At 63.1% G+C, this 12842-nt stretch carries 10 protein-coding genes; 2 read left to right on the top strand and 8 right to left on the bottom strand.

From position 1 onward, the window contains the following. The 7 genes from EOA16_RS28690 to EOA16_RS28660 all read right to left on the bottom strand — a co-directional run bounded on the left by EOA16_RS28690 (position 1) and on the right by EOA16_RS28660 (position 6421). Positions 1-2262, bottom strand: coding sequence for a transglycosylase domain-containing protein (locus EOA16_RS28690; protein WP_127261156.1), 2262 nt, complete (start codon positions 2260-2262; stop codon positions 1-3). A 169-nt stretch (positions 2263-2431) separates the two neighbouring features. Next, positions 2432-3346: a hypothetical protein gene (locus EOA16_RS28685; protein WP_127261155.1), complete on the bottom strand. Its 915-nt coding sequence runs from the start codon at positions 3344-3346 to the stop codon at positions 2432-2434. Positions 3347-3376: 30 nt separating this feature from the next. Then, a complete protein-coding gene (locus EOA16_RS28680; RefSeq protein ID WP_082525739.1) occupies positions 3377-3523 on the bottom strand; it encodes a hypothetical protein in 147 nt (48 codons plus the stop codon). Between the two features lie 24 nt (positions 3524-3547). After that, positions 3548-3802 (bottom strand): GlsB/YeaQ/YmgE family stress response membrane protein, encoded by a 255-nt coding sequence (locus EOA16_RS28675; protein ID WP_056594910.1) that lies wholly within the window; start codon positions 3800-3802, stop codon positions 3548-3550. 236 nt (positions 3803-4038) lie between these two features. Beyond that, entirely contained in the window at positions 4039-4239 is a 201-nt protein-coding gene (locus tag EOA16_RS28670; RefSeq protein WP_127261154.1) for a hypothetical protein, read from the bottom strand. Positions 4240-4290: 51 nt separating this feature from the next. Further along, entirely contained in the window at positions 4291-4911 is a 621-nt protein-coding gene (locus EOA16_RS28665; protein WP_127261153.1) for a ribonuclease D, read from the bottom strand. 124 nt (positions 4912-5035) lie between these two features. Then, on the bottom strand, positions 5036-6421 hold the full coding sequence (locus tag EOA16_RS28660) for a M20/M25/M40 family metallo-hydrolase (protein WP_127261152.1): 1386 nt from the start codon (positions 6419-6421) through the stop codon (positions 5036-5038). Between the two features lie 522 nt (positions 6422-6943). Between EOA16_RS28660 and polA the strand changes: the two genes are divergently transcribed. Further along, positions 6944-9895: a DNA polymerase I gene (gene polA, locus EOA16_RS28655; RefSeq protein ID WP_164754423.1), complete on the top strand. Its 2952-nt coding sequence runs from the start codon at positions 6944-6946 to the stop codon at positions 9893-9895. A 79-nt stretch (positions 9896-9974) separates the two neighbouring features. On the opposite strand, the gene EOA16_RS28650 is transcribed toward polA, so the two are convergent. Continuing rightward, complete coding sequence (locus EOA16_RS28650) at positions 9975-10379, bottom strand: Fur family transcriptional regulator (protein WP_027037743.1); 405 nt, start codon at positions 10377-10379, stop codon at positions 9975-9977. Between the two features lie 244 nt (positions 10380-10623). Here EOA16_RS28650 and EOA16_RS28645 point away from each other — a divergent pair, with 244 nt between their 5' ends. Then, positions 10624-12828 carry a caspase family protein gene (locus EOA16_RS28645; RefSeq protein WP_127261150.1) on the top strand — a complete coding sequence of 735 codons (2205 nt, stop codon included), beginning with the start codon at positions 10624-10626 and terminating at the stop codon, positions 12826-12828. Positions 12829-12842: the final 14 nt, after the last annotated feature.

Genomic DNA, 12842 nt, shown 5'->3' with positions numbered 1-12842 from the left:
TCAGCCGCCAAGGAGGTCGAGGATCGAGGTCTGCCGCTTCTTGCGCGGACCGCCGACATCGCTTGGCGGCACCGGATGTTTGATCGACGCAGTGGCGCCGTCATCCTCCGGCATGGAAAGGCCATCGGCATCAACGGTTTGGGCGGGACGAGCCGCGCGGACCGGCGCTTGGGCAACCGGCGCTGCTGGCCGCGTCGGTGCCTGCTGGCCGACCGACGTGGACGGAACCGGTGCCGTGTTGTTCGCCGAGGGTATCTCGTCGGGGACGATGGTGTCGGCCGGCGTCGATTTCCAGGTGCCGGGCAGCGGCCGCACCGGCACACCCTCGTGGGCCGCAACCATGAACTCGTGCCAGGCCTGCGCCGGCAGTGCGCCGCCGGTGACCTTCTTCATCGGGCTGCCATCATCATTGCCGAACCACACACCGGTGGTGAGGTTGGCGGTGTAGCCGACGAACCAGGCGTCGCGCGAATTCTGACTGGTGCCGGTCTTGCCGGCCGATGGCCAGGCGAAAGCCGCTTTCCGGGCAGTGCCGATCTCAACCGTGCCCGTCATCATCGAGTTCATCATGCCGACGATCTCAGGCTTGACGACGCGCGGCGCGCTACCGCCGCCGCTGTCGTAAAGCACTTTGCCCTCGGTGGTCGTCACGCGCCGGATGAAATGGATGTCCGGCTTGTAGCCGCCATTGGCGAAGGGGACATAGGCCGATGTCAGCTCAAGCGGCGTCACTTCCGAAGTGCCGAGCGCGATCGAGGTGTTGGCTATCAGGTCGGACTGGATGCCCATGCGGTGGGCCGCCTCGACAACCGCGTTTGGCCCGACCTCCATGGTCAGCTGCGCGGCCACCGAGTTCAGAGACTTGGCCAGCGCGGTAGCCAGCGTCACCTTGCCGAAATACTTGCCACCGTAATTGTCGGGCGTCCAATTGCCGATCTTGATCGGCGCATCGTTGCGGATGCTGTCGGGCGTGCGGCCGGCCTCGAGCGCGGCCATATAGACGAACGGCTTGAACGCCGAGCCCGGCTGGCGACGTGCTTCCGAGGCGCGGTCGAACTGGCTGGTCGAATAGTCGTAGCCGCCGACCATGGCGCGCACCGCACCGGAATCGTCGATCGACACCAGGGCGCCCTGGCTGACGTTGAGCTTCTTGCCGCTGTCGTCGATCAGCCTGCGGATCGATTGCTCGGCGAGCTTCTGCAGGTTCAGGTCGACGGTGCTGTCGATGACGATGTCGCCGCGCACGTCGCCGATCAGGTCGGGCAGTTCCTCCATGATGGTATCGGCGACGTAATTCTCCGACCCGGTCCAATAGGACGGCGCACGCGTTGCCGGCGCGCTCATTGCCGAGGTCAGTTCCTTGGCGCTGATCTTGCCTTCGTCGCGCATGGCGGCGAGCACCAGCTGCGAGCGCTCCTCTGCGGCCTTCGGATCGCGTGCCGGCGACAGCCGCGACGGCGCCTTCAACAGGCCGGCAAGCAATGCGGCTTCCGACAGGGTGACGTCACGCGCGCTCTTGCCGAAATAGCGGCGCGAGGCGGCCTCGACGCCATAGGCGCCGGAACCGAAATAGACCCGATTAAGGTACATTTCGAGGATCTGGTCCTTGGTGTGCTTGTGCTCCAGCCATAGCGCCAGCAGCACCTCCTGCACCTTGCGCTCCAATGTGCGGTCGGGCGTCAGGAACAGGTTCTTGGCCAATTGCTGGGTCAGCGTCGAACCGCCCTGCGAGAAATGCCCGCCAAGCACATTGGTGACCATGGCGCGCGACAGCCCTATCGGGTCGATGCCGAAATGCGAATAGAAGCGCCGGTCCTCGATGGCGATGACGGCCTCCGGAATATAGGGCGACATTTCATGCAGGCCGACGGCCTCGCCGCCGCTCATGCCGCGATTGGCGAGCAATTGGCCATCGGCCGAGACGATCTTGATGTTGGGGGCGCGGTCGGGAATCGACCAGGTCGTCGCCGCCGGCATCTTGGCGCCGTAGTAGACGACGATGCCGGCCACGGCGATGCCACCCCAGATGGCGAGCACGAAGCACCAGTAGAACAGCCGGCCGAGCACGCCGAACAGGCCGCGCCGGCTTCTGCCGCGCTTGACCCGCGACGATTTCCCTCTGGCCGGCTTGCGTTTTGCGGAGGCTTTGCGATTGCTCGGCACGACGCGATCCTCCTCGTTCACCGAAAGACCCGCCGAGGACCGAGCCTGCGGCGGCCCCTCGAAACTGGGTTCGATGCGACTGTCTCTGCGGTTCGCCATGCGCTGTGCTTGATATCCCCGATGCCTATGGCGTTCGGGTTGAAGAGTAGATGCGGCGATTTAAGGGCGGGTTAAGTCGTGTTCGAATGCCGGCCTTGGGGGTTGGGCAGCGAAAAGGCCAGCGTCTGCTCTTTGCAGGTCACTGCCACCACGCTGTTCGATGTCTCGTTCAGATGGGCTCGAACTTCACATCCGGCTGGTCGGGACCGCCGGCTTGCCGCAACAGCGCGAGAATGTGTTCGCCCCTGTCAACCGGCTGTCGCCTCCAGTTCGAGGCGTTCGTCACGTGCAGCCAGCCATCGACCACCATGAAAAAATCCTCGGATTGATCATGTCCAGCGCCGAAGCGAAGCGATTTGTTTTCAGCGAACCGAACCAGCGCCAGATCGATCGACCTGTAGAGCACCGGCCAGTTGCCGCCGCCGGAATCCATATGAAACGTGTAGCTCGGGGCGAAATCCAGCCGCCGCCGCAATAGGCTTCCATCGAAAAAACAGAAGCCGGGCCACAGGAACCAGCCGCCCGGCGTCGGCGTATCGCGCCGCACGCTGCCGTAGAGGCTTTTGCCCTCCATCCGGGCGCGGATCGAAAATGGTTCAGTCGGAAAGATGTCATGGTCGATGAAGCCGAACAGCTTCGGCCCGAACCTGGGCAAGAAATTCCGCACGATCCAGTTGAGCGCTTGACCGTGCGATCTGCTGACGACCAGCCTGTTCCTCGGCAATGCGACATAGGGGACATGCTGGCGACGGCAGAGGTCACGGATTGCTTCCCTCGCCTCGTCCTTGTTGCTGTTGTCGAAAACGATGTAGCTTTCGTGCTCTCCCAGGTATCGGCGTACCAGGTGGATCTGCCATTCGATCATGTCGGGCCGGTTGAAGGCCACGGTGGCGACGACGGCGTCGCGGAATACCTGCTCTTGCCCTTGCAATTCGCAGACCGGCGCGGATGTCCTCAGGAAGCGAAACACCCGCCAATGATAACGCAGCCACGCCTCGCGCCTCGGCGGCCTGTTCAGCCTCTCCCATTCCGCGACGGTAATTCTGGGCTGATCGACATCTTCCGGAGCGTCAGAAGCCACCATGTCGCGCTCCTGCATGTGCCGTTCGACGGCTCAGTTCTGCTGGATCGAGATGCCCTTATCGTCGATCTTGAGTTCGACGCCCTTGGGTTTCGTCTGCTCGCGATAGACATAGATACCAAGCGCGATGACCACGACGACGAGCGCGCCAATGAGAAGATAGAGTGTGTTCTGTTTCATGGCGCGCTCTTTCGTTGTCGAGCGTCAAGCTCGCTTCAGGACCTTGACCAGCACCAGCAGGATGATGGCGCCGATGGTGGCATGGATGATCGAGGCGAGAATGCCGCCGCCGATGGAGAAGCCGATCCGCGGAAACAGCCAGCCGGCGATGAACGCGCCGACGATGCCGACAATGATGTTGCCGATCAGACCGAAGCCGAAGCCGGAAACGATAAGACCGGCGAGCCAGCCGGCGATGGCACCGATGATGATGAAGACGAGCAGGCTTTCGACACCCATAGCGATTTCCTCCGAGCAAGAGGACGACGGCGGAGCGGAAAGCTCCGAATCGGCCTCGATATCAACGGCTTCAGGCTATGCGAAAGCGACCGGCCTCGCCAGCGGCTCGCTCACTATAGCAATTTCAAAAGTGTAAAGCGGTTCTCCCGTGAAAAGCGCGTAGCGCTTTCCCTAGAGAATTGCGTCAAAACAAAGAGTTAAGGCAGCTCGCCGTTTCCGTGAAACGGTGAACTGCTCTAATCGTCATCATCGCTTGCGGCAGGCCGCCAGCTGGTCGGCTCGACCTTCTTTTGCGTGTGACTGTCGGTGTAGACCCACCAGCCGTCGTCGCGATATTGCGCGATGGATTCGTTGATCACGCCGTCGCTGTCCTTCCAGGTGACGGAGACCTTGGAGCCGTCGGTCGGCGCGGTCGCTATAGGCTTTCTGTCCGCCATGTCATCCCCTTTGAACCGCCAAACTGAGCCGACAGATCGCCGCGACGGCCGTCAGCTATGGGCGAAGATATCCTCTTCGTCCCAGCCCATCAGATCGAGTTTGGCACGCGTCGGCAGGAAGCGGAAGCAGGCATCGGCCTCCTTGGTCCGCCCGTCGCGCGCCAGCCGCCCGGCCAGCACATCGCGCAACCGGTGCAGATAGAGCACGTCGGAAGCGGCATATTCGAGCTGTTCGGGCGACAGCGTCTCGGCCGCCCAGTCCGACGATTGCTGTGCCTTGGACAGGCCGACGCCGAGAAGCTCGAAACAGATGTCCTTCAGCCCGTGGCGGTCGGTATAGGTGCGGGTCAGCCGCGAGGCGATCTTGGTGCAGAACACCGGCTCCGGCATCACGCCGAACGCATTGTAGAGAACGGCAAGGTCGAAGCGGCCGTAGTGGAACAGCTTGGTTATGCCACGGTTCCTCAGCAGGCTGACGAGGTTCGGCGCCTTCTTCTGGCCGGGCGCGATCTGGATGACATCGGCGCTGCCGTCACCAGGCGAAATCTGCACCACGCACAGCCGGTCGCGATGCGGGTTCAGCCCGAGCGTCTCGGTGTCGATGGCCACTGCCCCGACATTATAGTGCGAGAGGTCGGGCAGGTCGTTTTTATGGAAACGGATATCGGCCATTGTCTTCTCCGGTCGAGCCCTACATTGCCCCCTGACCCACAAGGGACGCTGCAGCGCTTGTCTTCTGGCCCGTCCTCGCCGCGATCCGCTGAAAAATCAACAGGAAAACAGTGGTCCCCGCCGCTCAGCGCGTCAAGGCATCGAGAATCCGCGCCCAGGAGCGCTGGCCCTTGTGGAAGGAGCTGAGCTCGTATTTCTCATTGGGCGAGTGAATGCGATCGTCGTCGAGGCCGAACCCGACCAGCAGCGATTCCATGCCGAGATAGGTCTGGAAATCGCCGACCACCGGAATCGACCCGCCACTGCCCGTCGTCACCGCCGGCTTCGGCCATTCGTCGGACAGCGCGTCCTTGGCCTTGGCCAGGAAGGGCGAGTCGTAGGAAAGCTGGATTGCCGGCGAGCCGCCATGCGGATGGAATTCGACCGAACAGTCGGCCGGAATGCGCTCCTGGACGAACTTCTGGAACGCGGCGCGGATTTTCTTTGGATCCTGCTTGTGCACGAGGCGGAAGGAGACTTTTGCCGAGGCTTCCGCCGCGATCACCGTCTTGAAGCCCTTGCCGGTGTAGCCGCCGATGATGCCGTTGAACTCGGCCGTCGGCCGCGCCCAGGTCAATTCCAGCACCGAGCGGCCCTTTTCGCCCGATGGGATCGACAGGCCGACCGGTCCCAGGAACGTCTCGGCCGTCTCGCCAAGCGTCTCCCATGATTTCAGGATCTGCGACGGCGTTTCCTCGACCCCGTCATAGAAGCCGGGAATGGTGATATGGCCGTCCTTGTCGTGGATATCGGCCAAGACCTTGACCAGGATGCGGATCGGGTTGGCGGCGGCACCGCCATAGAGGCCGGAATGCAGGTCGCGGTCGGCGGCCTTCACCGTGATCTCCTCACCGACCAGCCCGCGCAGCCCGACGCAGATCGACGGCGTGTCGCGGTCCCACATGCCGGTATCGCAGACCAGCGCGAAATCGGCCTTGAGCTCGTCGGCATTGGCTTCGAGGAACGGCTTCAACGACGGCGAGCCGGATTCCTCCTCGCCCTCGAACAGGATGGTGACGCGGCAGGGCAGATTGCCATGCACCTGTTTCCAGGCGCGGCAAGCCTCGACGAAGGTCATCAACTGGCCCTTGTCGTCGGCCGAACCACGGCCGGTGATCACCTTGTGGTCCGGCCCGACCTCCTTGACCCCTGGCGCGAACGGATCGCTTTCCCACAAATCGATCGGGTCGACGGGCTGCACGTCATAATGGCCGTAAAACAGCACATGCGGTGTATCAGCCGGGCCGTCATGGTGCGCAACCACCATCGGGTGTCCGGGCGTGTCGCGAACGCTGGCGTCGAAGCCGATCAGCTTGAGTTCGGCCACCAGCCATTCCGCCGCCTTGCGGCAGTCGGCGGCATAGGCCGGATCGGTGGAAATCGACTTGATCCTGAGCAGGCCGAAAAGGCGTTCGAGGCTCTGGTCGAGGTTCTTGTCGAGGCGGTCGAGGACGGGGGAAACTGCGGACATTTTTTTGAAGCCTTTCGATTCAGAACCGGAACCGTAAAGGCAGGACAGGAAAACGAAAAGCCCGCGATCACTGCATTGGCCGGAAAATCCAATTTGATTTTCCGAAAAGCACGATGCAGCAGATTCAAAGTCTTAGAGCGTCCTTTGTGCGTCCGATAGGACGCACGACGCTCTAGTGGACCACGGGCTGCAAACGTCTGTCTGAGGTAAAAAAGACCGCCGTGGTGGAGGGGGAACCACGGCGGCCTTCTACTCGAAACGATGCGGCAGCCCGGAGAGGGGGGATAGGCTGCCGCAGGTGTCCGGGATAGGCGGGGGACGGGCCTTGCTCCGGACTCGGCGAAAACTGCCGATGGCATGTATTTGGGTCTGTGAACGTGGCGATTCAAGGGCACGAAAATTACAGTTTTGTAACATGGGCGTGAGCAGGGTGACGGCGATCTGTCAGGGTGTTGCCGGAACCGATCGTTGAGGTTGCCTTTGGCATGGACCAAGCCGCCGCGCCGCGCTATCCCTGCCGGCATGAAAAAAGGCGATCATCTCTTCCTTGTCGACGGCTCCGGCTACATCTTCCGTGCCTATCACGCGCTGCCGCCGCTGACCCGCAAATCCGACGGCCTGCCGGTGGGCGCCGTTTCCGGCTTCTGCAACATGCTGTGGAAGCTGATGCTCGACGCCCGCAACACGGATGTAGGCATTGTGCCGACGCATTTCGCCGTGATTTTCGACTATTCGTCGAAAACCTTCCGCAACGACCTCTACCCCGAATACAAGGCCAACCGCTCGGCCCCGCCGGAAGATTTGATCCCGCAATTCGGCCTGATCCGCCAGGCGACCAGGGCATTCAACCTGCCCTGCATCGAGATCGAAGGCTACGAGGCTGACGATCTGATCGCCACCTATGCCAGGCTGGCCTGCGAAGCCGGCGGCGATACCACCATCATCTCCTCCGACAAGGACCTGATGCAGTTGGTCGGCGATACCGTCGCCATGTACGACCCCATGAAGGACCGCCAGATCGGTATTCCGGAGGTGATCGAGAAATGGGGCGTGCCGCCGGAAAAGATGGTCGACCTGCAGGCGCTGACCGGCGATTCGGTCGACAATGTACCTGGTGTGCCCGGCATAGGGCCGAAGACGGCGGCGCAACTGCTCGAACAGTTCGGCGACCTCGACACGCTGCTGGCCCGCGCCGGCGAGATCAAGCAGGACAAGAGGCGCGAATCCATCATCGCCAACGCCGACAAGGCGCGCATTTCGCGCCAGCTGGTGACGCTGATGAACGATGTGCCGGTCGCCGAGGGACTGGACGACTTCGTGTTGCACGCGCCGGACGGCCCGAAGCTGATCGGTTTCCTCAAGACGATGGAGTTCACCTCGCTGACCCGTCGCGTCGCGGAAGCGACCAGCACCGAGGCCGGCAACGTCCAGGCGGTCGCGGTCACCGTCGAACGCGCCGATCATGCCCATGGCCCCGATGTTGGCGCCGGGTTGCCGCCGGTTGCCCGAAACGCGTCCGGCACTGAACCGGACGAAGACGGCGGGACGGCGGAGACGTCAAAACAGGGCGACACCCCTTCCCTGCTCGCGGCACTAAGGCTGGAGCGCGCGGCCACCGGCAAGATCGACATTTCGGCCTATCACTGCATCCGCGATATCTCGGCCCTGAAAGCCTGGGTCGCCGAGGCAATGGGAGCTGGCATCACCGCCTTCGATGTCAGGGCGACATCCGCCGACCCGATGCAGGCCGAATTGATCGGCATGGCCATAGCCACGGCGCCCGGGCGCGCCGCCTACATTCCCTTTGCCCACATGAGCGGCAATGGCGACCTGCTCGGCGGCGGTATGCTCGAAAACCAGATCCCGCTGCGCGAGGCGCTGGCGGTGCTGAAACCGCTGCTCGAAGACAGATCGGTTCTCAAGGTGGCGCAGAATCTGAAATACGATCTTGTCATCATGAGCCGCTACGGCATCGATGTCGCACCGTTCGACGACACCATGCTGATCTCCTACGTGCTCGATGCCGGCACTCCTCATGGTCACGGCCTGGACTCGCTGGCCGAGAAATGGCTGGGTCATACCCCTCTCCTGCTCAAGGACGTCACCGGCTCCGGCAAAAGCTCCGTCGGTTTCGATCAGGTCGACATCGACAAGGCGACCGCTCATGCCGCCGAAGACGCCGATATGGCGCTGCGGCTCTGGCTGGTGCTGAAACCGCGGCTTGCCGCCAAGGGCCTGGTGTCGGTCTATGAGCGGCTGGAACGGCCGTTGGTGCCGGTGCTGGCGCGCATGGAACAGCGCGGCATCTCGGTCGACCGGCAGATCCTGTCGCGGCTCTCCGGCGAACTGGCGCAGGGCGCCGCTCGCCTCGAAGAGGAAATCTACCAACTCATCGGCGAACGCATCAACATCGGTTCGCCAAAGCAGCTCGGCGACATCCTGTTCGGGCGCATGGGCCTGCCCGGCGGTTCGAAGACCAAGACCGGCCAGTGGTCGACCTCGGCGCAGCTTCTCGAAGATCTCGCCGCCGAAGGCCACGAACTGCCGCGCAAGATCGTCGACTGGCGACAGCTGACCAAGCTGAAATCGACCTATACCGATGCGCTGCCGGGCTTCATCCACCCCGACACCAAACGCGTCCACACGTCCTATGCGCTGGCGGCGACGACGACGGGACGCCTGTCATCCTCCGATCCGAACCTGCAGAACATCCCGGTGCGCACCGCCGAAGGCCGCAAGATCAGGACCGCCTTCATCACCGACAAGAGCCATCGGCTGGTCTCGGCCGATTACAGCCAGATCGAGCTGCGGGTGCTCGCCCATGTCGCCGAGATCCCGCAATTGCGGCAGGCTTTCGCCGACGGCGCCGACATCCACGCCATCACCGCGTCGGAGATGTTCAACGTACCGGTCGAAGGCATGCCTTCGGAAGTCCGCCGCCGCGCCAAGGCGATCAATTTCGGCATCATCTACGGCATCTCGGCCTTCGGCCTCGCCAACCAGCTGTCGATCCCGCGCGAGGAGGCCGGCAACTACATCAAGAAATACTTCGAGCGCTTCCCCGGCATCCGAGACTATATCGAGGAGACCAAGGCCTATGCCCGCGAGCATGGCTTCGTCGAAACGATCTTCGGCCGCCGCATCCATTATCCCGATATAAGATCGTCCAATCCCTCGCTCCGCGCGTTCAACGAGCGCGCCTCGATCAACGCGCGCCTGCAAGGCACCGCCGCCGACATCATCCGCCGCGCCATGATCCGCATGGAGGAGGCGCTGGAAAAAGCAGGGCTTTCGGCACGCATGCTGTTGCAGGTGCATGACGAACTTATCTTCGAGACCGTCGAGGCGGAAGTCGAGGCAACGATCCCGGTCGTGCGTCACGTCATGGAAAACGCGGCGATGCCTGCGGTATCGATGTCGGTGCCGCTGCATGTCGATGCGCGCGCCGCCAACAACTGGGACGAGGCGCATTAGCCGATCGTCGTCATCCTCGGGTCTGCGCCGCGTCGCTGCGCTCCTTGCTCCGCCCGTCGATGACGAATGGAACGGGGCCTCAAGCCGCTTCGGCCAGGCACTTGGCACACGTCCCGCGAAACTCGATCACCGCCTTCTTGGCGGCGAAGCCTGTCGAGCGCACCCATTCGTCCAACCGGTGGCCGACATCGTGGTCGGACATTTCGGTGACCTGCCCGCATGTGTCGCAAATGGCGAAGGCGGTCATCGAATGGCTGTGGTCGTGCGGCTCGGCGCAGGCGACGAAGGAATTGATGCTTTCGAGCCGATGCACGAAACCTGACTTCACCAGCGTGTCGAGCGCTCGATAGACCTGCAGAGGCGCACGAAAACCGCGTTCGCGCAGCTGGTCAAGCAAGGTGTAGGCACTGAGCGGCCCGCTGGCGGTCTCGAGTTTCTCGAGCACGCACAACTGGTTCTTCGTCAGCACATCCCTTGCCGCCATGATCCTGCTTCCAACTCGTCTTGCGTCACTTGTGCCGCGCACAAACGATCCATGTCCCATCCAGATAGCGACGAACAGGCATTTTTGCTACTGTTTCCAGCATTCTGCCCGCAAGGCGGTCGAGAACATCGATCGGAGCGGGGCAACAGGCAGATTGCTCTGCGATGTGACGTTCAAAATACTGACAATATCTTCGGCGAGGATTGCCGCGCTTGGAAATTCGGTCGGGCTTGGGGAAGCAATCATGATCAAATTGACGCGGCGGACGCTGCTGGTCGGCACGTCCGCGTTGACCATGGCCGGCATGGTATCGTTCCGGACCATGGCCGCATCGCGCACCTACCATGCGCTGCTGGTTGCCTGCACCGAATATCCCAACCTGCCGCAGAGGAACTGGCTGGTCGGGCCGAAGAACGATGCAGCCCTCGTCCGAGACTATCTCCTGAAGAACGTGCCCGATCCGGTGCGGTTCGCGCCGGAGAACGTCACGCTGCTCGCCAAGGATGTCCCCGGCGCCAGTGGCCTGCCGACCCATGCGGCCATCAAGGCCGCGTTGGCCGACCTTGCCGCCAAGGTTCAGCGCGATGATTTCGTTTATCTGCATCTGTCCGGTCACGGCGCCCAGCAGCCGCAGATGGTCAAGGGCGACGAGACCGACGGGCTCGACGAGATCTTCCTGCCCGTCGACATCGAAAAATGGATCAACCGCGATGCCGGCGTGCCCAATGCGCTGATCGACAACGAGATCGGCGCGGCACTCGACGCCATTCGCGACAAGGGCGCCTTCGTCTGGGTCGTGTTCGACTGCTGCCATTCCGGCACCGCGACGCGCGCCGTCGAGGTCGATGACGAGCTGGAGCGCAAGGTAGAGTTCGCCGACCTGGTCGGCGGCAACGAGGCCGAGCGGGCCGCCGCGATCAAGACCTATGACGAGGTGGCCTCGGCCGCCGGCTCGCGCGGCGTCGACGACAATGGCATGCGCAAGCCCGCCTTCACCCTGACCCCGACCGGTGGCGATCCGATCACCAAGGGCAAGCTGGTCGCCTTCTATGCCGCGCAGACGGTGGAGACGACACCAGAAATGCCGCTGCCGAAGGGCACGGCGGATGCACCGCGGTTCGGCCTGTTCACCTTCACCATCCTGTCGAAACTGGCTGAGAATCCCAACGTCACCTATCGCCAGCTTGGCCAGGCCGTGCTGCAGCAATATTCGGCCGACAGCCGCACCCGGCCGACACCGCTGTTCGAGGGCGAACTGGACGCCCGGGTGTTCGGCACCGACAAGACCGACGCGGTCATGCAGTGGCCCGTCGTCATCAAGGATGGCGAGGCGACGATCGGCGCCGGGCTGCTGCATCGCCTCACTCCCGGCAGCAAGCTCGCCATCCTGCCTTCAGCACTGTCGCCGCTTTCCGACGCCGTCGGCTTTCTGGAAGTGCAGTCGGCCAGGAACCTGGAAAGCCGCGTCAAGCCTGTCGAGTTCGACAAGAAGCCGGCGCTGAAGCTGGCCGACATCCCGGCCAATGCCTATGCGCGGGTGGCGGAGATCGCCGTCGACTACAAGCTCGTCGCGGCGCGGCCGGCTGCCACCAAGGGACTTGAAAAGGAAACCGCTCTCGTCAATTCGGTTCTCGACGAACTGGCCACTGCCAGGGAGACCGGCTTCAACATCGAACTGGTCGAGCCCGGCAAAAGCGCCGAGCTCCGCTTTGCGGTGATGCGCGAGAATGCTGTTCCCGGCGCCGCCAAGGATGCGACCGACAAGCCGGCGCTGTGGTTCCTGCCGGCGTCGGGCGACGTGACCTTGACGGACGGCAGCAAGCCGCCGCTGATCATCGTCCATAGGGATGACCGCAAGAAGCTGGTCGATGCAACGGCCAGGAACCTGCGCACCATCTTCCGCGCCACCGGGCTTTCGCGGCTGGCGGCGGCCTCCGACTACAAGCCCGAGGACGTCGACGTCCAGTTCCAGGTCAAACGTCGCGACAAGGACGGCCTCGAACCGCTGCAGGCTTCGGTCGTGCCGCGCGTCTCACCGGGCGACGAAGTCCATGTGCTGGCCAAGAACAGCTCGGACCTTCTGGTCGATATCAATGTGCTCTATGTCGGCAGCGACTATTCCATCACCCATATCGTTGCCGAACGCCTCGCCCCGCAGGCCACGCTCGAGGAGGGGCTGCTGGCCTTCACCGACACCAGCTTCGGCATGGAACGGATGATCGCGGTTTTGACCGAGGCGCCGCCGGAGAGCGAGAAGGAGGATCTGGGCTTCCTGGCGCAGGACGGCGTCGCCTCGGCGACACGCGGAACGGGCTCCGCCGGCTTCTCCGACATGCTGACCGATCTCGGTATGGCGCCGGCAACCCGCTCGGTGATGCGGCTTGCCGACAAGAGCGGGCCGAAAGGCGCGGTGATGATCTTCCCGATGGAAACGGTGCCACGCGCCTGAGTGGATGCCGGCGC

The sequence above is a fragment of the Mesorhizobium sp. M7A.F.Ca.US.008.03.1.1 genome (assembly GCF_003997495.1).
Classification (GTDB): Bacteria; Pseudomonadota; Alphaproteobacteria; order Rhizobiales; family Rhizobiaceae; genus Mesorhizobium.
This window is presented reverse-complemented; position numbering and strand designations above follow the sequence as displayed.

Bases quoted from the DNA above. Each gene is read 5' to 3' on its own strand.
- EOA16_RS28680 (WP_082525739.1), bottom strand. From the start codon at position 3,523: ATGAAACAGAACACACTCTATCTTCTCATTGGCGCGCTCGTCGTCGTG.
- polA (WP_164754423.1), top strand. From the start codon at position 6,944: ATGAAAAAAGGCGATCATCTCTTCCTTGTCGACGGCTCCGGCTACATC.
- EOA16_RS28645 (WP_127261150.1), top strand. From the start codon at position 10,624: ATGATCAAATTGACGCGGCGGACGCTGCTGGTCGGCACGTCCGCGTTG.
- EOA16_RS28665 (WP_127261153.1), bottom strand. From the start codon at position 4,911: ATGGCCGATATCCGTTTCCATAAAAACGACCTGCCCGACCTCTCGCAC.
- EOA16_RS28650 (WP_027037743.1), bottom strand. From the start codon at position 10,379: ATGGCGGCAAGGGATGTGCTGACGAAGAACCAGTTGTGCGTGCTCGAG.
- EOA16_RS28670 (WP_127261154.1), bottom strand. From the start codon at position 4,239: ATGGCGGACAGAAAGCCTATAGCGACCGCGCCGACCGACGGCTCCAAG.
- EOA16_RS28690 (WP_127261156.1), bottom strand. From the start codon at position 2,262: ATGGCGAACCGCAGAGACAGTCGCATCGAACCCAGTTTCGAGGGGCCG.
- EOA16_RS28660 (WP_127261152.1), bottom strand. From the start codon at position 6,421: ATGTCCGCAGTTTCCCCCGTCCTCGACCGCCTCGACAAGAACCTCGAC.
- EOA16_RS28675 (WP_056594910.1), bottom strand. From the start codon at position 3,802: ATGGGTGTCGAAAGCCTGCTCGTCTTCATCATCATCGGTGCCATCGCC.
- EOA16_RS28685 (WP_127261155.1), bottom strand. From the start codon at position 3,346: ATGGTGGCTTCTGACGCTCCGGAAGATGTCGATCAGCCCAGAATTACC.